Origin of the sequence: Chryseobacterium wanjuense (assembly GCF_900111495.1) — a bacterium.
GTDB lineage: Bacteria > Bacteroidota > Bacteroidia > Flavobacteriales > Weeksellaceae > Chryseobacterium > Chryseobacterium wanjuense.
Window position 1 is genome coordinate 95172 of record NZ_FOIU01000004.1, and the last position, 18701, is coordinate 113872.

The 18701-nt window shown below is 36.0% G+C and carries 19 protein-coding genes; 5 read left to right on the forward strand and 14 right to left on the reverse strand.

Features of this window, described 5'->3' with window-relative positions; genetic code table 11:
- Nucleotides 1-3 precede the first annotated feature (3 nt).
- The 6 genes from rocD to pdxA all read right to left on the reverse strand — a co-directional run bounded on the left by rocD (nt 4) and on the right by pdxA (nt 5582).
- Nucleotides 4-1248 (reverse strand): ornithine--oxo-acid transaminase, encoded by a 1245-nt coding sequence (gene rocD / locus BMX24_RS18900; protein WP_089795623.1) that lies wholly within the window; start codon nt 1246-1248, stop codon nt 4-6.
- A 300-nt stretch (nt 1249-1548) separates the two neighbouring features.
- Nucleotides 1549-2904: an acetyl-CoA carboxylase biotin carboxylase subunit gene (gene accC, locus BMX24_RS18905; protein ID WP_089795624.1), complete on the reverse strand. Its 1356-nt coding sequence runs from the start codon at nt 2902-2904 to the stop codon at nt 1549-1551.
- A 104-nt stretch (nt 2905-3008) separates the two neighbouring features.
- Entirely contained in the window at nt 3009-3491 is a 483-nt protein-coding gene (gene accB, locus BMX24_RS18910) for an acetyl-CoA carboxylase biotin carboxyl carrier protein (protein ID WP_089795626.1), read from the reverse strand.
- Between the two features lie 127 nt (nt 3492-3618).
- Nucleotides 3619-3822, reverse strand: coding sequence for a 50S ribosomal protein L32 (gene rpmF / locus BMX24_RS18915; protein WP_002976251.1), 204 nt, complete (start codon nt 3820-3822; stop codon nt 3619-3621).
- A gap of 59 nt (nt 3823-3881) precedes the next feature.
- Complete coding sequence (locus tag BMX24_RS18920) at nt 3882-4406, reverse strand: YceD family protein (RefSeq protein ID WP_089795628.1); 525 nt, start codon at nt 4404-4406, stop codon at nt 3882-3884.
- An 84-nt stretch (nt 4407-4490) separates the two neighbouring features.
- On the reverse strand, nt 4491-5582 hold the full coding sequence (gene pdxA / locus BMX24_RS18925; RefSeq protein WP_089795630.1) for a 4-hydroxythreonine-4-phosphate dehydrogenase PdxA: 1092 nt from the start codon (nt 5580-5582) through the stop codon (nt 4491-4493).
- A gap of 48 nt (nt 5583-5630) precedes the next feature.
- On the opposite strand from pdxA, the gene BMX24_RS18930 reads away from it, so the two are divergent.
- The 4 genes from BMX24_RS18930 to BMX24_RS18945 are packed head-to-tail and all read left to right on the forward strand — an operon-like array spanning nt 5631 to nt 9935.
- Complete coding sequence (locus tag BMX24_RS18930) at nt 5631-6227, forward strand: riboflavin synthase (protein WP_089795632.1); 597 nt, start codon at nt 5631-5633, stop codon at nt 6225-6227.
- The gene (locus tag BMX24_RS18935; protein ID WP_089795634.1) at nt 6217-7671 is read left to right on the forward strand and encodes a sensor histidine kinase; all 1455 of its coding nucleotides are present in this window, start codon (nt 6217-6219) and stop codon (nt 7669-7671) included. The genes BMX24_RS18930 and BMX24_RS18935 overlap by 11 nt, the downstream gene beginning before the upstream one ends.
- Nucleotides 7671-8369, forward strand: coding sequence for a tRNA1(Val) (adenine(37)-N6)-methyltransferase (locus BMX24_RS18940; RefSeq protein WP_089795636.1), 699 nt, complete (start codon nt 7671-7673; stop codon nt 8367-8369). The genes BMX24_RS18935 and BMX24_RS18940 overlap by 1 nt, the downstream gene beginning before the upstream one ends.
- Nucleotides 8370-8381: 12 nt before the next feature.
- The gene (locus BMX24_RS18945; protein ID WP_089795638.1) at nt 8382-9935 is read left to right on the forward strand and encodes a toxin-antitoxin system YwqK family antitoxin; all 1554 of its coding nucleotides are present in this window, start codon (nt 8382-8384) and stop codon (nt 9933-9935) included.
- 56 nt (nt 9936-9991) lie between these two features.
- Here BMX24_RS18945 and BMX24_RS18950 read toward each other — a convergent pair whose 3' ends face one another.
- Together BMX24_RS18950 and rpmH are read right to left on the reverse strand one after the other, a co-directional pair.
- Entirely contained in the window at nt 9992-10702 is a 711-nt protein-coding gene (locus BMX24_RS18950) for a cell division ATP-binding protein FtsE (RefSeq protein ID WP_089795640.1), read from the reverse strand.
- Nucleotides 10703-10857: 155 nt separating this feature from the next.
- A complete protein-coding gene (gene rpmH, locus BMX24_RS18955; RefSeq protein WP_076443849.1) occupies nt 10858-11016 on the reverse strand; it encodes a 50S ribosomal protein L34 in 159 nt (52 codons plus the stop codon).
- 234 nt (nt 11017-11250) lie between these two features.
- Between rpmH and BMX24_RS18960 the strand changes: the two genes are divergently transcribed.
- Complete coding sequence (locus BMX24_RS18960; RefSeq protein ID WP_089795642.1) at nt 11251-12258, forward strand: DHH family phosphoesterase; 1008 nt, start codon at nt 11251-11253, stop codon at nt 12256-12258.
- A 118-nt stretch (nt 12259-12376) separates the two neighbouring features.
- On the opposite strand, the gene BMX24_RS18965 is transcribed toward BMX24_RS18960, so the two are convergent.
- The 6 genes from BMX24_RS18965 to tilS form a co-directional block, all read right to left on the reverse strand.
- On the reverse strand, nt 12377-13174 hold the full coding sequence (locus BMX24_RS18965) for a patatin-like phospholipase family protein (RefSeq protein ID WP_228404929.1): 798 nt from the start codon (nt 13172-13174) through the stop codon (nt 12377-12379).
- A gap of 1 nt (nt 13175) precedes the next feature.
- Complete coding sequence (locus BMX24_RS18970) at nt 13176-13958, reverse strand: alpha/beta fold hydrolase (protein ID WP_089795644.1); 783 nt, start codon at nt 13956-13958, stop codon at nt 13176-13178.
- An 11-nt stretch (nt 13959-13969) separates the two neighbouring features.
- On the reverse strand, nt 13970-14479 hold the full coding sequence (locus BMX24_RS18975; protein WP_089795646.1) for a hypothetical protein: 510 nt from the start codon (nt 14477-14479) through the stop codon (nt 13970-13972).
- 64 nt (nt 14480-14543) lie between these two features.
- A complete protein-coding gene (locus BMX24_RS18980) occupies nt 14544-15062 on the reverse strand; it encodes an ExbD/TolR family protein (protein ID WP_089795647.1) in 519 nt (172 codons plus the stop codon).
- 214 nt (nt 15063-15276) lie between these two features.
- Nucleotides 15277-17346, reverse strand: a complete 2070-nt coding sequence (locus BMX24_RS18985) for a protein-disulfide reductase DsbD family protein (RefSeq protein ID WP_089795816.1) — start codon at nt 17344-17346, stop codon at nt 15277-15279.
- A gap of 1 nt (nt 17347) precedes the next feature.
- Nucleotides 17348-18700 carry a tRNA lysidine(34) synthetase TilS gene (gene tilS / locus BMX24_RS18990; RefSeq protein WP_089795649.1) on the reverse strand — a complete coding sequence of 451 codons (1353 nt, stop codon included), beginning with the start codon at nt 18698-18700 and terminating at the stop codon, nt 17348-17350.
- Nucleotide 18701 lies beyond the last annotated feature (1 nt).

Here is an 18701-nt window from a genome sequence, read left to right on the forward strand (position 1 = left end):
TGTTTAAAATTCTAATAAGGTTTTTTCGATTATTCTGACGCAGTCTAAAAGCTGCTCTTCAGTAATTACCAAAGGTGGTGCCAATCTGATAATATTACCGTGAGTTGGTTTGGCCAAAAGTCCGTTTTCCTTCAATTTTAAACAAAGATTCCACGCTGTAGAGCTGTCTGGAGTGTCGTTGATTAAAATTGCATTTAATAAACCTTTTCCTCTAACTTTTGTAATTAAATCTGTCTTTTCGATTATTTTTTCGATTTCCGCTCTGAATAATTTCCCTAATTCTTCCGCTCTCTCAGATAATTTTTCTTCCTCAACAACATCTAAAGCAGCCACCGCCACCGCACAGGCAATCGGATTTCCACCGAAAGTAGAACCGTGTTGTCCGGGCTTAATGACATTCATGATCTCATTATTGGCCAAAACAGCTGAAACAGGATACATTCCGCCGGAAAGTGCTTTTCCTAAAATTAAAATATCAGGCTGCACATCTTCGTGGTGACACGCGATCAGTTTCCCTGTTCTTGCAATTCCTGTCTGAACTTCATCTGCGATGAAGAGAACGTTGTGTTTTTTACACAATTCAGAAGCGTTTTTCAAAAATCCATCATTCGGAACGTAAACTCCGGCTTCCCCCTGAATAGGTTCAACCAAAAATGCGGCGATATTTCCGGCTTCTCTGTTTAAAACTTCTTCTAAAGCGGCAATATCATTGTAAGGAATTTTAATAAATCCAGGCGTGAAAGGCCCGTAATTCTGGTTGGCATCAGGATCATTGGAGAAAGAAACAATCGTCGTTGTTCTTCCATGAAAATTATTTTCACAAACGATGATCTTCGCTGCGTTTTCAGAAATACCTTTTACTTCGTAGCTCCATTTTCTGGCTAATTTTACCGCTGTTTCCACCGCCTCAGCACCGGAATTCATGGGTAAAACTTTATCAAAACCAAATAAAGTCGTGATTTTTTGTTCGTATTCGCCCAATTTCGAATTGTAAAAAGCTCTTGATGTTAATGCTAATTTTTTAGCCTGTTCTACTAAAGCATTTACAATTTTCGGGTGAGAATGTCCCTGATTCACAGCAGAATATGCTGAAAGAAAATCATAATATTTCTTGCCTTCTACATCCCAAACAAAAACGCCTTCTCCTTTGTCTAAAACAACCGGAAGAGGGTGGTAGTTGTGAGCGCCGAATTTGTCTTCAAGGTCAATGAAATACTGTGAGTTTTTTGCTGTTTCTACTGTTGACATAAATTTTGGTTTTCCACAAATTTAAACATTATAAATGAGATCGATAAACAGAAACGGGATACTGAAAAATGACCGGTTTGAAGTACTTTTAAGGCTGAAGGAAAAGTGTATCAGAAAATATTGCTCTTACAAATTCTATGTTGTAGTTATTCTATCTTTAAAAAAGTTTTATTTAATTCAATACTTTTTAAGGGATATTTTTAAAAAATAGCCTTGACAAGGGTGACAGACCCGTTCAATTTTAAAACAAAAAAAACCGCCCCCAAAAAGAGACGGTTCCAAATTTTATTTAAAATAATCTTAATGATTATCGTATTTTCTATCCATTACAAAATCTTCCATGAATTTTGTCGTATAGTTTCCTGCAAGATAATCTTCATTATCCATCAGTTGTCTGTGGAAAGGAATTGTTGTTTTTACTCCTTCAATATAGAATTCTTCCAACGCTCTTCTCATTTTTGCAATAGCCTCATCACGGGTTTGAGCCGTCGTGATCAATTTTGCAATCATAGAGTCGTAGTTAGAAGGAATTGTATAACCGGCATAAACGTGGGTGTCAACTCTTACTCCGTGTCCTCCAGGAATGTTTAATCCTGTGATTTTTCCCGGTGACGGTCTGAAATCTGCGTAAGGATCTTCCGCATTGATTCTACATTCGATAGAATGCAATTTCGGGTAATAGTTGATTCCTGAAATCGGAGTTCCTGCGGCCAAAAGAATTTGCTCTCTGATCAGGTCATAATCAATAACCTGCTCAGTGATCGGGTGCTCCACCTGAATTCTCGTATTCATTTCCATGAAATAGAAATTTCTGTGTTTGTCAACCAAAAATTCGATAGTTCCTACACCTTCATATCCAATGAATTCTGCTGCTTTTACAGCTGCTTCACCCATTTTCTCACGAAGTTCATCTGTCATGAAAGGAGAAGGCGTTTCTTCCGTTAATTTCTGATTTCTTCTCTGAACTGAACAGTCTCTTTCCGAAAGGTGGCAAGCTTTACCATATTGATCACCTGCAACCTGAATTTCGATATGTCTAGGCTCTTCGATCAGTTTTTCCATGTACATACCTCCGTTTCCGAATGCAGCCACAGCTTCCTGAATTGCAGATTCCCAGTGGTCTTTCAGATCTTCAGCTTTCCAGACAGCTCTCATTCCTTTTCCACCACCACCTGCTGTAGCTTTGATCATTACCGGATAACCGATTTCTTCTGCTGTTGTAGCAGCAATTTCATAAGATTCGATCAAGCCGTCAGAACCTGGTACACATGGTACGCCTGCAGCTTTCATCGTAGCTTTAGCATTCGCTTTATCTCCCATTTTTTCAATTTGTTCGGGAGAAGCACCAATGAATTTGATGCCGTTTTTCTGGCAAATTCTTGAGAAATTAGCATTTTCAGATAAGAATCCGTAACCTGGGTGAATGGCGTCAGCGTTTGTAATTTCCGCCGCAGCAATAATGTTAGGAATTTTAAGATATGAGTCTTTACTCATCGCAGGACCAATACAAACAGCCTCGTCAGCAAATCTTACATGAAGACTGTCTTTGTCGGCAGTAGAGTATACTGCTACAGTTTTGATTCCCATTTCTTTGCAAGTACGTAAAATACGCATTGCAATTTCGCCACGATTGGCAATTAATATTTTTTTGAACATAACTTTAATTAGGTAATTAGATGATTAGGTAATTAGATAATGAGTGTGAAACTTAAAAGTTAGCTATCTAACTTCTAATTTCTAACTTCTAACTTCTAACTAAATTATGATGGATCTACTAAGAATAATGGCTGGTCGTATTCTACAGGTGTAGCATCATCCACTAAAATCTTAACGATTTTTCCGCTTACTTCAGATTCTATCTGGTTGAATAATTTCATTGCCTCGATTACACAAACTGTTTTACCGATAGAAACTTCATCACCAACATTTACGAATACATCTTTATCAGGAGATGGTTTTCTGTAGAAAGTTCCGATCATTGGAGATTTGATCGCGATATATTTGCTGTCATCAGACGCAGCTTCAGCTTTTTCAGCAGGAGTGGCAGCGGGAGCAGCAACAGGCGCTGGAGCAGCTACTTGTTGAGGAGCAGTGTGGTATACTGCAGGTTGAGCATAAGCAACTTCGCTTCCAGCTAATGGAGTTTTAATAGTGATTTCGAAATCTTTAGTTTTGTACTTCACTTCAGAAACCTCTGCCTTAGATACAAACTTGATAAGATTTTGTATGTCTTTAATGTCCATAAATTTGATATTTGATTTTGTCCCAAAGATACCAAAAAAAGACAAAAAACAACAAAAAACCGCCAAATTTTATCAAAATTGGGCGGTTTTTGTATTAAAATGAGGCTTTTTCGATGAAAAGCGACTCTTAGTTTTCTTCAGTAGCAGCTACTTCTTTTTCCAATACTACTTTTCCTCTGTAGTATAGTTTTCCTTCATGCCAGTGAGCTCTGTGATATAGGTGAAGCTCTCCTGTTGTTGCATCTTTAGCCAATTGAGGAACTACAGCTTTATAGTGAGTTCTTCTCTTATCTCTTCTTGTAGACGATTGTCTTCTCTTTGGATGTGCCATTTTCTAATAACTTTTTTAATTGATGAGCGATGAGATTCATCATCTCATCATTAAACTATTTAATTTTTATCTTTTAATTTTCTTAATGCTTCCCATCTGGGATCGCCTTTGGGTTCTTCCTCTTCCTCAACTTCCTTCGGACTGAATTTTTCAAGAATCTGCAGATCTTCGTCGCTTACGTTCGGTGATATTTTTTTCATGGGAATGGAAAGCATCACGTTTTCGTAAATCAGTTGTGCTACGTTGAAAGCATGGTCGCTGGTAGGAATGGTGATTACATCTTCTTCACTGTCGTCGTATTCTTCACCAAATTTTACCAAAACCTTGATCTGATTTTCAATAGGATGGTCGAAATTTTCATTTGTAATATCACAAACCAATTCTACCAATCCATGAATTTTTATTTCAAACTCTAAAAAAGTAGAGTGTTTATGTAAAAAAACATCTACTACAATTCTAGGATTTGTAAATTCCTGTTCAGTGTCAAATAATTGAAAGAACTCTTTATCTATCTCAAACCTGAACTCGTGCTTGCCGGTTTTCAGCCCGGAAAAGCTTACGTCGTAGTTTCTTAACTTGTCCATAAAATGAGTGTGCAAAAATATGCAATTTTTTTATAATAACAAATAAATTCTCCAACAAATTACTTTAAAATATATTTTAAAGATTTAAGGTTCAATTTCCTCTGGTAGATCTTCGTCTATTCCGTTATCCACAACCATTTTTCTAGGTTGCAGGCGGTTGCTCATAAGATCATTGTATTCACTTCTGTTTTTAAAAATTTTAATAGCAGTGAAAATTGCTTCGGTAAAACTCTGCTCATCGGCAAGGTTTTTTCCTGCAATGTCGTACGCAACTCCGTGGTCGGGAGAAGTCCTGATAAATGGAAGTCCGGCTGTATAATTTACGCCTTCTTCATAAGCCAATGTTTTAAACGGAGCCAGACCCTGGTCATGGTACATCGCTAAAACAGCATCAAAACTTTTGTATTTATTCGGCTGAAAAAAGCTGTCCGCCGGAAAAGGCCCGAAAGCCAGAATTCCGTTGTCGGAAAGTTCTTTGATCGCCGGAGAAATAATTTCAATTTCTTCATTTCCGATTACGCCGCCGTCTCCGGAATGCGGATTTAGTCCTAAAACAGCAATCTTAGGTTTAGAAATATTAAAATCTTCAATTAAAGTCTGGTTTAAAACTCTTATCTGCTTTTTGATTTTTTCTTTGGAAATGTTTTCAGCAACCTGTGCAATTGGGATGTGATGCGTTAAAACAGCAACTTTTAAATCTTCCGTTACCAGGAACATTAATCCTTTTTTACTGAATTTTTCTTCAAAATATCCTGTATGACCGGCATGTTTGAAGCCCATCTTCATCATTTCATCTTTGTTGATCGGGGCTGTTACCAAAACATCAATTTCACCTTTCATTAAAGCTTCCGTTGCTGCTTCCAGAGAAGCGATCGCCATATTGGTAGATTCTTCGGTAGGAGTCCCCAATTCTACGGTGACGTTGTCTTTTACAAGGTTCACCATATTCAGTTTTCCTCCCTGAGCCTGAGAAGGTTCATTGATGTAATTGAAATTAAGATTAAGCTTGAAAATATTTTTCTGATAGGTAAATAATTTTCCCGAACCAAAAATTACCGGAGTAAAAAAATCCGTGATGTTTTTGTCTTTCAGAGACTTCATGATGATTTCGGGACCGATGCCGTTGAAATCTCCGATTGAAATTCCTACTCGTACTTTATGGTTTTTTGGGCTCATTTTGATTATCTTTGAACATTATAATTTACAAATTTAGCAAAAAATAATATGTTCACAGGAATAATTGAAGCTGTAGGAGTTATTGAGAGAATAGAAACCAACGGAAGCAATATAGATTTTACCCTTACTTGCCCTTTTACGAACGAATTAAAAATAGATCAGAGCCTTGCTCATAACGGCTGTTGTCTTACGGTTGTAAAAATTAAAGGCGACAAATATGTGGTAACTGCCATTAATGAAACTTTAGAAAAAACCAATCTCGGAAAATGGGAAGTAGGAACAGTGGTAAACCTTGAGCGTTGCATGAAGATGGACGGGAGATTAGACGGGCACATCGTACAAGGTCATGTTGATAAAACGGGTGAAGTGGTAAGTATCGAAAATAAAGACGGAAGTTATTTTATTACCATGAAATATGAAGATAACGGAAGTTTTGTGACCGTTCCTCAAGGTTCTATTACGGTAAACGGAATCAGTTTAACAGTGGCAAAAAGTGAGGATACACAGTTCTCGGTGGCAATTATCCCGTATACTTGGGAATTTACAAATATGAAATATTTAAAGGTAGGAGATAAAGTTAACCTGGAATTTGATATAATTGGTAAGTATATTGCTAGGTTAATAAAAAAACAGAATGTCAATTAATATGTACAAAGGATATAGCCTAAGAAACCGGGTATTTTTCGGTTTCCTGCTGGTATGTCTTTTAAGTGTCGTAGCTTCTTCGCTGGTTCCTTATTTTGTTTTAAAGGAAAATTCTGTGCAGCAGAGTGAGATTGATATGCAGGGGAAAACCGGAGCTGTAATACGATATCTCGACTATGCCGTAAGCAGAACCCGTGTGGAAACCAATGATCTGAAAACAGTTTTGGAAAATAAAATTTTCGAAATTGCAGATATCAATCAGCACGACATTATATTATATGACCTTAAAGGAAATTATCTTCTTTCCAACAAGGAAGAAAGTCTGGTAGAGCAGAAGGCGATTCCTATTAATATTGTCAATAAAATTCTGGCAACCAATGCTAGAGTAGATATTAAAGGATATGATGCTTCTAAAGATTCTGTGCTTACTTCTTCCTATTTACTTTTAAAAAACAATGATCTTGAGCCGATCGCGATAGTCTATATTCCACTTTATCATAATGAATCTGCTTATTTTGAGGTACTTCATGTATATGTAAAATATATTGTGCTAGTGGATATTCTGTTAATTTTATTCAGTATTTGGATAAGCTGGATAATGTCTAACAGTTTAGCGAAAAATATTACCAAATTTTCCGACATGATCACGCGTATCACTTTGTTTGAAAATGAAATGCGACCCATCAGATATTATAAAAATGATGAGTTAAATGCTTTGGCAAGAGCCTACAACAGGATGATTCTTCAGATTCAGGATCAAAAGGAAAGGCTTCGTTTCAAGGCATCGGAGGAAGCCTGGAGAGAAATGGCCAAACAGGTGGCGCATGAGGTGAAAAACCCTTTAACACCAATGAAATTGACCATCCAGAATTTTGAAAGAAAATTCGATCCGAAAGATCCAAACATCGGGGAAAGAGTTAAACAAATGAGTAAAACAATGGTAGATCAGATCGATTTGATTGCCACGGTGGCCTCTGCTTTCTCAGAATTTGCCAAACTTCCAGAAAAAAATAATGAAGTCATTAATTTGAATAATGAAGTGGAAGACGTCTTGCGTGTTTTCAATGACGACAGTATTTTCATGCATTCCAACAAAAGCAATATCATGATCAATATGGATAGAATTTATCTGTCCAGGATTATCACCAATCTCGTTACCAATGCAAAACAGGCAGAAAGCGATGAAAGGAAATTAATTATTAATGTAGATGTGGAACAGCACCAGAGAAGAGTGATGATTTCCGTTCAGGACAACGGTATTGGTATTGCTGACAATATGTATGAAAGGATTTTTGAACCTAATTTCACGTCCAAAAACAGTGGAATGGGGCTTGGCTTATCGATGGTGAGAAAGATGGTGGAAGATTACAAAGGCGAGATTACCGTAAAATCGGAGCTCGGAAAAGGTTCAACATTCACCATTACTTTGCCGACGAATTTATAGTGAAACCTTTTACATTTAAACAATTCCAGATTCAACAATCAAAAAACGTCTTCCGTGTAGGAACCGACGGTGTTTTGTTGGGTTCTTTAGCGAGTGTCGACAATGTTTCCAACGTTCTGGAAGTAGGAACAGGAACGGGTTTGATTTCATTAATGCTGGCTCAGCGAAATCCAGATGCAGAATTTTTAGGAATTGATATTAATGAAGAAGCTGCAAATCTCACTGCAATTAATTTTAATAATTCTCCTTTTACAGTAAGGTTGAAAAATATCCTCCAGGATTTTAAAAATTTTAAAACAGAAGAAAAATTTGATTTAATCGTATCAAATCCGCCTTATTTTGAAGCATCAGATTCTGAAAAAGATAAAATTGCGCGGCAAACCATTGAGCTTAATTTTAAACAGTTGATCTCAAAGTCCTCAACATTGCTTTCTGAAAATGGAATTTTTTCCGTAATTATTCCTGTTGAAGCCGGAGATGATTTTATTGAAATTGCTAAAGAAAATCAATTGTTTTTAATCCGGAAAATCAACATTAAAGGAATCGAAAATTCAAAAACAAAAAGACTGATTCTGGAATTTTCTTTATCTGAGAAAAGCCTTGAAGAATCTGAATTTACCATAGAAAAAAGTCCGAGACAATACTCGGACCAATATATTGCACTCACGAAGGAGTTTCATATTTTTAAACATAATTAACCTTGAAAATAGATGAGAAAACTATATTTATTTATATTTTTTATTGCATTTAATATTTGTTTTGCACAACAAATAACATACTTTGATAAGAATTGGAAAGAAACTTCCAAAGAAAAAGCTTCTTATTACAGAGAAGTTTCAAATGAGGGAAAATTAATGCGAATTAAAGACTTTTTTATCAGCGGGAAATTGCAGATGGAAGGTCTTGCCAGTAAAATTGAAAATGGAGATGAGGTTTTTGAAGGAGAAGTGAAGTGGTATTTCGAGAATGGAAAGGTAGAAAAAAGCAGCATTTTTAAAAATGGAACTCAGATAGGACTGCAAAAAGAATTTGATGCCGACGGAAAGCTTGTTGAAGAAGATTTATCAAATGAAAAAGGAAATGTTTATACAAGAAAATATAAGTATAAAAGTGAAACCCAGCCTTTCAATGTTTTTACGGAATGGAAAGATGACACTATTACAGAAACCGAATATGATAATGATATTAAACTTATTAGAAGAGTCTATAAAGGTGATGGCAATTATGAGTATTACGATGAAAAAGGTGCTTTGATCGGAAAATTAAATGATGATTATGTCGACGGGAAATCAGGAATTGAGGTTATTTATTTTTATAATCCGATGAAAGTAAGAACGATTATAGAATATGAAAAAGGCAAGTATAAAGTAATTAAAAATTATTTTCCTGATAAAAAATTAGAAAGCGAAATTATAACTGCTGGAACATCAGGAACGTTGAAAAAATTTGACCGCCAAGGAAAACTGCTTTCCAGTGCAAAGGTTGAGGTTGACGAACAAAAAAATATCACCCCCATTGAAGGAACTTATATATCCGAAGATTTTACAGATGAAACGGGAAATAAAAGCTATATTTCAGTGATTGCAGAATATAAAGCGGGAGAAGTAATTACCAGAAAAATATTCTACGAAAACGGGAAATTGAAAAATGATGAAAGTCAGGAAAAGGTAACCCATTACGCTCCCGATGGTAGTTTAAAATATACGATGATCTATAAGAATGGAGAACCTTTTGACGGAACGGAGATCATAGAAGATGCCAAATTATTTGAATTTAAAAATGGAAAGATGATTTCATTTAGAATTTATCTGAATGATATGAAAACTCTGGCATTAGAAAATATTTTCAATCCAAAAACACAAATGTATGAACAGAAAATATTTGATGAAAACTCCGATTATAAGCAAATTAAATTTGTTACGATAACAAAAGAAGCCGATTCTTACAAAACACAGGCAGAAATTATTACTTATCAAAACGGACAGCCGGTTGCGAAGGCAGTCGTGAAAAATGAAGTCCTGGAAAGCGGCAAGGTTATTTTCTTCTATCCTGACAAAAAGAAAACGATCTTTGAAACCAAAGATGGCTCTTCAACGCAGGTTACGAGTTATAATGAAAATGGAGATATGACAAGAAACACGAATTATCCTGTGAAAAATGTTGACGATTATGAAATTCCCAAGATAAATGAAGGTTTTCTTCTTGGGAATGATCTTACGCTTCCTACCGTCACTTCAAAACCCAAAGTTTTATATAATGAATAAAACATAAAAAAAGGATACAAAATTTGTATCCTTTTTTATTTATTTTAATTTAGAAATTATTCAAACAATTCCGCTGTATCCAACACAGATACTTTTCCGTCTTCACATCTGATGGCTTCTCCCGGGAAGTTCTGGATCATGTGATAATCGTGTGTTGCCATTACTACCGCAGCGCCATTTTCCAGGGCAACCTGCTTCAATAATGTCATGATTTCGTTGGATGTTTCCGGGTCAAGATTTCCCGTTGGCTCATCCGCAAGGATAAGATCAGGGTGATTCAGTAGAGCTCTTGCAATCGCCACACGTTGCTGCTCACCTCCTGAAAGCTCGTGAGGCATTTTGTGCTTTTTGCTCTTCATATTTACGCTTCCCAAAACCTCATTGATACGGTCTTCCATTTTTACTTTATCGCTCCAGCCCGTTGCTTCAAGAACGAATTTCAAATTTTTCTCCACCGTTCTGTCAGAAAGCAATTGGAAATCCTGGAAAACAATTCCCAGTTTTCTTCTCAGGTTCGGAATGTCTGAAGTTTTCATTTTCTCCAGATCAAAACCTACCACCGCACCATGTCCTGCAGCTAACGGAATATGCCCGTACAAAGTTTTTAGAAGCGAGCTTTTTCCGGAACCTGTTTTTCCGATAAGATAGCAAAATCTGCCTTTCTTGATATTAAGATTCACATCAGAAAGAACCGTGAAATTTTTTTGCGCAATCTTGGCATGCTGTAGACTTATGATATTATCTCCGGCAATATTTGTATGTGGCATAATTCAGTTTTATAGTACTATTTCTAAAATATTTTTTCAGATTTTAAAAATAGGAAAAAGAAGAGTATAGAACCTAAATTTTAGTAAATTTTAACAAACAAAAAATGCCTGAAAATCTTATTTTCAAGCATGATTTGTATATGATAATATCGAAATTATCTCTTAGCGCGTGATGCACTTACAGTTAATCTCTTTCTGCCTTTAGCTCTTCTTGCAGCCAAAACTCTTCTTCCATTTGGCGTAGACATTCTTTCTCTGAAACCGTGTTTGTTTCTTCTCTTTCTTTCTGATGGCTGGAATGTTCTTTTACTCATTACTATATGTTTAAATCGTAATTATCTATTAATTTTCAGGTTGCAAAGATATAGATTTTTTTAAAAGTTACAAACTTTAATGCTCTTTTTTTCGAAATTTTAATCTGTTTTTTTACCGGTCATTTATAAAACCCGATTCCTAAACGAATTTTTATATAATCAAAAATAATGTTAATGATTTATTTAAAAGCTCTATCTTTGAAGACTCAAATTTAAGAAAAAATAAACACAATGATGTTTACTCCAGCGGAACTATTAGAAATCAAAGCATTACTTACTCCAGAAAACAGAATAGTTATTCTTACCCACTACAATCCTGATGGGGATGCTATTGGTTCCAGCCTTGGTTTAAAACATTATTTAAAAGCAAAAGGAATTTATGCTGAAGTAATTGTTCCGAACGATTTTCCGAAGTTTCTGAAATGGATGCCCGAAGCCAAAAAAGCTCTTATTGCTGAATACAAAAGAAAAGTTGCTTCTGATATTATTAATGAAGCAGATGTTATTTTTTGCCTTGACTTCAATGCGCCTTCAAGAATCGGAATTCTGGGAGATTGGCTGACGAATGCGAGAGGTAAAAAAATCCTTATCGACCATCACCAGCAGCCGGAAAAATTTGATTTTGTGTATTCTGATACGATTATTCCTGCGACTTGCCAGATGATCTATCATTTCATCGAAGCGATGGGTGACGAAAATCTTGTAAATAAGGATATTGCAGAATGTCTTTATACAGGAATTATGACAGATACGGGTGGTTTCCGTTTCCGCTCTACGAGTGCAACGACGCATAGAATTATTGCAAATTTAATCGAACACGGGGCAGATCCTGCCATGATCACTTCCAATACCTGGGACACGAATACCGTTTCGCGTCTTCATTTATTAGCTTTAATTTTAGGAAGAATTGAGGTGGTAAAAGACGGGAAAGTTGCTGTTCTGTACCTTACCAGAGAAGAGCTGAAAGAATATGGCTTCCAGAAAGGAGATACGGAAGGTTTTGTAAACTACGGACTAAGCATTATGGGCGTAAAAATGGCCGCATTTTTCATGGAAGATTTGTATGAAGATTTCATTAAAATTTCTTTCAGAAGCAAGGATGATATGGACGTAAACCAGTTCTCAAGAAAATATTTCAGTGGGGGAGGTCACATCAATGCAGCCGGCGGAAAATCTTACGAATCTTTGCAGGGAACAATTGAAACTTTTAAAGGTAAAATAGAAGGAGAGGAAAGTTTGTAGTTTAGATTGAGGTAAGGTTAAGGTTAAGGTTAAGGTTAAGGTTAAGGTTGCTCGTTTCACTACTCGCAATGACACACTCACAAACCCTAAAACACTCCCACACTCAAAACACGCCCACTCAAGCTCCCCTGGAACACCCTTTATCCTCCAGTTCCTTACAAGTATATTCATACACTTCCTGAAACATGACATCAAAAAACTTTTTGTTGAACAAACTGAATTTCGTCATCTTCGGCGGATCCAGGAAAATATCACATGAGCTTACCTTGGAGTACACAGACTTTGCGATGGCTAAGTGTAAAATCCGGTCAAACTCTTTCATCAAACTCATTTTTTCCAAACTGTCGTAGCTAATGGAATTAACGTGAGAGGCAATCAAAAAATCACATTTATCAATAATAGGTTCGATCGGGAGATTGTCTAAAACCCCGCCGTCCACATATATTTTTTCTCCGATTTTCACCGGAGGAAGCACGAATGGAACGCTTGAGGAGGCCAGTAACGGAGCGAAAAGTTCGCCTTCTGAAAAGAAATCAACAATTCCGTGTGTCATTTCCGTTGCAGCCACATATAATGGGATTTTCAGGATTTTAAAATCGTCTTCAGGAAAATAGTCGGTAAATAGTTTTACAATAAATTTCGAACTAAAAATCCCGTTTTTGGAAAGTTTTAAATAAGACCTGGAAAAAAAAGTTGTCTGTCTTACAATGTCCATCATTTCATCCGGTGTTTTTCCGAAAGAATAAAATGCCCCGATGATAGATCCTGCGCTGGTTCCGGAAATAATATCCGGTCTCAGGTTGTACTCTTCCAAAGCTTTCAGAACCGCAATATGAGCAATTCCGCGCATTCCTCCGCCTGAGAGGGTCAGGCCGATGATCGGTTTCTTTTTTTTGAAAGAGAGGAAATCCAGCATATTAAAAAACTAAATGTTTCGGCATATGATGAAGAAGCTCCGTATTGATGATTTCTGCGCAGATACTTGGTTTTTCCCAATGTCCGTTGTGTCCGCAATCTAATACATAAGATTTGATATTGGTTTTATCAGGAAGATTTTTAATCATCAGTTCGGTTTTTACTGCATTATCGTGTTTTCCGGCAAGAACTAAAATTTTAGCATCAAGATTTTCCAGAACGTGTTTTTTGTCGGTTCTCTCCACCATTCCTTTTACAGAAGCCAAAGCGCCAAGATTATTCGTAGAAAGGGCGACTTCCAGGGCGGTTTCTATTTTTCCTTCCAGAACATCTCTTTCATTAGGATTAAATAAATTCGGTACTCCGGCTCTTACGTAATGGGCAAAAGCGTCTTTTATGATGCGGTAGCTTTTTATACGTTGCTCTTTTTTCTCGGCATCGTCCGGCAAATAAGAAGAGAAAAATAATGTTAAACTTTTCAGATATTCAGGATGTTTTTCAGCAAATCCCAGAGAAATATAGCCTCCCATCGAATGTCCCAGTAAGTGAACTTTTTTCAGATTCTGATCATCCAAAACTTTTTTCACTTCTTCAGCCATCAGTTCCATTGTCTGAACTTCTGCTAAAATCTCCGACTGTCCGTGGCCGGGAAGATCGATTTTTAATAAGGAAAACTTTTCGGAAAGATGAGGTTCCATATCATCCCAAATGGAGAGATTTTCCATAAAGCCATGAAGCAGCACCAAAGTTTCTTTTCCGTTTCCTTTTCTTTCAAAGTTTAGCATAATTTCAAAATTTAAAAGTGGATATCAATATAATCAACAAATCCCGAACCATTTACCTTATCCTGCAGTCTGGAGGTTTTTCCGCCGTCTTTCGACATGAAAGTTTTAGTACCTTGTCTTATATAAATTTTTCCATTTTCATTTTCAGAAATACTTTCAGAAATGCTTCCTGTGAAATTCATATGTTTGTCAGAAACAATTGCTGTGAAACCTTGGATATGGACGTAATCTTTTCCAGATCTTATATCTCCTGAAACATTATAATGGTCGGCTTCTCCATCAATTTTTTTGAAATCAATAAATCCTGATTTTTTAATTAAATTATGCGTGAATTTATGTTTTCCGCTAAAATCTTTAAAATGATTTTTACTTCGGATACTGTCATTTATTTTTGTTCTGGCAGCATTAATGGAATCGATAATTTTTGTGCTGTCGGTTTTGTTTGCTGTCGGATTTGATTCTTTTTTAGAGCAAGAAATCAATAAAGCGATAATAGCAAAGGCGGTTAAAAAGTTTTTCATTTAAAAAAATAAATTATACTCAAAAGTAAATAAAAAAGAGCATTTTAAAAATGCCCTTTCTGTTTTATTTGGTTAATTCTTCATAAACTTTCTTTTCCCAAGGTTTGATGTCGGTAATTCCGTAGCGTTCTTTTTTGGAAATCGCGATGTTATCCAGAATATCTACGAAATTTTTATAGTTTGCATCATCTGTCGGTTCGATGATGATGGTAAAGTTTTCCTTTTTAGGGGCTTTATTATAAGCTTCAGAAATGATTTTAGTAATATTAATCCCACTGAAATTTGTTTCTTTTAAATTACTTGAATTTAAATCTTCTGCAGCTTCTTGATGATAAAACACTCTATTATCTTTCCCTAAAATAAATGTAACCTGATTCTTGGTATCAACTACATGTTTTGGTGGGTGTGGGCTTTTCGCCGGCAATCCCAGATCCATCACATTGGGTTTTGTAAAATTTGTGGTAAACATAAAGAATGTGATCAATAAAAATCCAAGGTCTACCATAGGAGTCATATCTACCCGGATCAGTTTTTTTCTTTGTTTGCTTCCTCCTTGCTTTTCTTGTGCAATTACTTCAGCCATAATAATGATTTTTTAAATGTTAAACAGTTTTTAATAAAATGTGAAAATTCACTATTCGTTTTATGGAATCTATACAAAGTTTGTACCTAATTTTTTAAAATGATATTAATTCTTTATTTTACTTAAAAATTTATTTATAAATAGTGTTAAAATCAGTGCATTAAAAAAGCCTTACCAATTAATTGATAAGGCTTTATACGTTTTATGTGAAAAATTATTTATTCTTTTTATAATAATTAACACCACATTCCAGGAACTTTTTGAAATCCTCTTTCGGCATATATCCTGAAACCGGGGTATTGATTACTTTGCCGTCCGGCGTTACCAAAACATAATGCGGCTGGGAATTATTATTAAAATTCACCTGTTGGAATAAGCTCCATCTGTCACCGATTGTTTTTACCTTTTTCACCTGTCCGTCACCCAGATCGATCTTGGTTTTCTGATCTTCAGGAAGCTCTTCTTTATCGTCCACATACAGAGAAGCCAATACCACATCGTTTTGAAGGATTGGTAAAATATCTGGTTGACTCCAAACAAATTCCTCCATTTTTCTACAGTTTTCACAACCGTATCCTGTGAAGTCGATCAAAATCGGTTTGTCTTCTTTCTTAGCAAGTTCAACAGCTTTGAAGAAATCGTGCTCTGGATGCATGCCTAAGATTCCGTCTTTTTCATCGTGGAAATAGCTGACGTTCAACGGAGGTAAAATTCCGCTTAATAGCTGCAGTTTCGGACGTTCGGAAGGAATCAGTCCCTGAATCAGATAAATCACAAATCCGAATCCTAAAACTCCTAAAATCTTTCTTGCAATAGAAATTTTCGGTTTTTTATCGTCATGCGGAAATCTGATTAATCCAAATAAATATAATGCCAATCCAAGCGCAACGATGATCCATATTGCGATGAAAAGTTCTCTTTTTAAGAAGAAAGTTTTAGAAACCAAATCTGCTTTTGACAAGAATTTTAAAGCTAAAGCCAATTCCACAAAACCTAAAACCACTTTCACCGTATTCATCCACCCTCCGGATTTTGGAAGACTTTGCAAAGCCTGCGGGAATAAGGCCAGTAATCCGAAAACAATCGCCCAAGCCAATCCGAAACCGGCCAAAGCAAATGTAAGCAGCATCGGAACGTTGGCAGATCCTGTCACGGCACTTCCTAATAAACTTCCCAAAATAGGACCTGTACAAGAGAATGAAACGATCACCAGCGTTAAAGCCATGAAGAAAATTCCGATAATTCCACCGGCTTCTTCCGCTTTTGAAGATTTGTTTGCAATTGAGCTTGGTAGCGTAATATCATAATATCCGAAGAAACTTCCCGCGAAGAAAATGAATATGATAAAGAAAGCAATATTCAGCCATACGCTGGTGGAAATTTGGTTGAAAATATTTCCTGCAATCCCGTCAATCAAATGGAACGGAAGACTTAATAAAACAAAAATTAATAGGATGAAAAATCCGTAGATTAATGCATCTCTTTTTCCTTTTGCTTTGTTTTTATTGCCTTTGGTAAAGAACGAAACCGTCAATGGAATCATTGGGAACACGCACGGAGTAAGCAATGCGATCAATCCTCCGATGAAACCTAAAAATAAATATGTCCAGTAATTTTCGTCAACTTTTGTAGAACCGGTTCCGCAATCCGTCAATGGTTTTTGGAAATCAATTGATTGGATTTTCAATTGCTTCGGGTCTAGTTTTGAAGTTTCCGTTACGGTCATTTCTGTTTTCGCAGGGTTTTCTACAACAGTTTCAACAGTTTTTGCAGAATCTTTCGCAGGTTCTGTTTTTTCTTCAGTTGCAGCTTCTTCCGTTGCTCCTTTTGGCGTAACTTTTTGGTTGAATTCTAATGTATTTGGAGCCAGACAAACCCTGTCGTCGCAGGTTTGATAAGTAATCTCGGCCACTACATCTCCTGGTTTTGTTCCGTCTTTTAATTTGAATTTTTGCTTAAATCCTGCTGAATTAGAGTAAAAAATAATTTTTCCTCCAAAAGCTTCGGAAAATTCTTCATGTTTTTTTCCTACTTCCGTAAATTTACCGATCAACTCGATATTTTTCCCGGAAACTTTATATTCTGTTGGGATTCCCGTATCTTCAGGAATATCTTTGGAATAAATATGCCAGCCGCTTTCCATCGTGGCATTCAGCACGGCTTCGTATTGATTGTTTCCTAAATCGTTGATTGTAAATTTAAATTTTACAGGATTTTTGATTTGTGCATTAATTCCTGTTGCTAAAAAAAGCAGAATTAATAAAAACCAGTTTCTAAATTTCATTTTACTTTTCATTAAAAATTTTGAGAATTTTATTTGTTTTCTCATCCCTCGCATTTCTGCGGTCTTGCCTGTAAGGAATAATTCCGAGTACGGAATTTTCACTGTCGGTCAGGATCCATATTTTTTGCCTCGCTAAAATAGATATTTTTTCGTCCCTAAAAAACTTAGCCACTTTCTTTTTCCCCGAAAATCCCAAAGGATAAAATTCGTCACCGTCTTCTTGGCGCCTTAATCGCAGTGGGAAGTGGAGTTTTTCGGCATCAAAGTCCCATTCGAAATTTTTATTGATTTCTTCAATTTCTCCGATAACCTTTCCAAGATTAATATTAATCTGATTTTCAGAAAAGTGAAAATTTTCAATCAGGAGAATTTCGTCTTTTATGTTTTTGTTCTCATTATCAAACGCCCATCTTCCATCTTCTATCTTCGTGCTTATGATTAATTCATCATAATTAACAATCAATTGATAATCTTTTGAAAAAAAAGAACTCCCGTTTTCAGCTTTAAAAATTTTCGCAATTTCCTCTTCTTGGTTAAAACCGTATTTTTTTAAAATTTCAAACTGTACAAAGCGGCTTTCCCGTTCCAGCTTTTCCTTTGATACAATTTTGTGGTACTTGTTAAAAATGGAAATACGATTTTCTATTTCTTCGATCTGTTGATGAACAAAATCCTTTGTCTGATTCAGATAAGAAGAGCTTTTTTTGAAATTCTCCAGAAAATGTTCATTGGTTTCCAACAATTTCGGGACAATTTCGAGCCTGATTTTATTTCTTAAGTAATCACTTTTTTGGTTGGAAAGATCTTCGCGGTATTCAATCTTATTTTCTCTAGCAAACTTGTAGATTTCTTCTTTGGAGAAATGCAGAAGAGGTCTTAAGATTTGATTTTCATTGGCGGGAATTCCACTCAATCCGTTTATTCCGGCTGCCTTGGAAAGATTAATGATGAAAGTTTCCAGTTGGTCGTTCAGATGATGAGCGGTCACCAGAAACTCCAGATTTTCCCTTTCCTGAATTTGCTTAAAAAAACGATACCTTAATTCTCTTGCCCAAAGCTGGATAGAATTTTTCGGTTTCCGGTCTTTCTCAGATACCTCATACAGATGAAATTGAATGTGATTTTTCTCACAGAAATCCTGCACCACGCTTTGATCCAGATCCGAATCCTCACACCGAAGCTTATAATTGATATGCGCCACCTGAAACTCAGCCCCCGAATCCCGTAATCCGTTAAAAAAATGAGCTAAGACCATAGAATCGGCACCTCCGCTCACTGCCAAAAGATAGCGGTGATTTTCAGGAGAATGAATGAGATTTTCTAATTGATTTTTAAAATTTAATGCGTTCAACATT

Excerpts from the sequence above, each read along its gene's own strand:
- rocD (WP_089795623.1), bottom strand. The coding sequence starts at position 1,248 with ATGTCAACAGTAGAAACAGCAAAAAACTCACAGTATTTCATTGACCTT.
- accC (WP_089795624.1), bottom strand. The coding sequence starts at position 2,904 with ATGTTCAAAAAAATATTAATTGCCAATCGTGGCGAAATTGCAATGCGT.
- accB (WP_089795626.1), bottom strand. The coding sequence starts at position 3,491 with ATGGACATTAAAGACATACAAAATCTTATCAAGTTTGTATCTAAGGCA.
- rpmF (WP_002976251.1), bottom strand. The coding sequence starts at position 3,822 with ATGGCACATCCAAAGAGAAGACAATCGTCTACAAGAAGAGATAAGAGA.
- BMX24_RS18920 (WP_089795628.1), bottom strand. The coding sequence starts at position 4,406 with ATGGACAAGTTAAGAAACTACGACGTAAGCTTTTCCGGGCTGAAAACC.
- pdxA (WP_089795630.1), bottom strand. The coding sequence starts at position 5,582 with ATGAGCCCAAAAAACCATAAAGTACGAGTAGGAATTTCAATCGGAGAT.
- BMX24_RS18930 (WP_089795632.1), top strand. The coding sequence starts at position 5,631 with ATGTTCACAGGAATAATTGAAGCTGTAGGAGTTATTGAGAGAATAGAA.
- BMX24_RS18935 (WP_089795634.1), top strand. The coding sequence starts at position 6,217 with ATGTCAATTAATATGTACAAAGGATATAGCCTAAGAAACCGGGTATTT.
- BMX24_RS18945 (WP_089795638.1), top strand. The coding sequence starts at position 8,382 with ATGAGAAAACTATATTTATTTATATTTTTTATTGCATTTAATATTTGT.
- BMX24_RS18950 (WP_089795640.1), bottom strand. The coding sequence starts at position 10,702 with ATGCCACATACAAATATTGCCGGAGATAATATCATAAGTCTACAGCAT.
- rpmH (WP_076443849.1), bottom strand. The coding sequence starts at position 11,016 with ATGAGTAAAAGAACATTCCAGCCATCAGAAAGAAAGAGAAGAAACAAA.
- BMX24_RS18960 (WP_089795642.1), top strand. The coding sequence starts at position 11,251 with ATGTTTACTCCAGCGGAACTATTAGAAATCAAAGCATTACTTACTCCA.
- BMX24_RS18965 (WP_228404929.1), bottom strand. The coding sequence starts at position 13,174 with ATGCTGGATTTCCTCTCTTTCAAAAAAAAGAAACCGATCATCGGCCTG.
- BMX24_RS18970 (WP_089795644.1), bottom strand. The coding sequence starts at position 13,958 with ATGCTAAACTTTGAAAGAAAAGGAAACGGAAAAGAAACTTTGGTGCTG.
- BMX24_RS18975 (WP_089795646.1), bottom strand. The coding sequence starts at position 14,479 with ATGAAAAACTTTTTAACCGCCTTTGCTATTATCGCTTTATTGATTTCT.
- BMX24_RS18980 (WP_089795647.1), bottom strand. The coding sequence starts at position 15,062 with ATGGCTGAAGTAATTGCACAAGAAAAGCAAGGAGGAAGCAAACAAAGA.
- BMX24_RS18985 (WP_089795816.1), bottom strand. The coding sequence starts at position 17,346 with ATGAAATTTAGAAACTGGTTTTTATTAATTCTGCTTTTTTTAGCAACA.
- tilS (WP_089795649.1), bottom strand. The coding sequence starts at position 18,700 with ATGTTGAACGCATTAAATTTTAAAAATCAATTAGAAAATCTCATTCAT.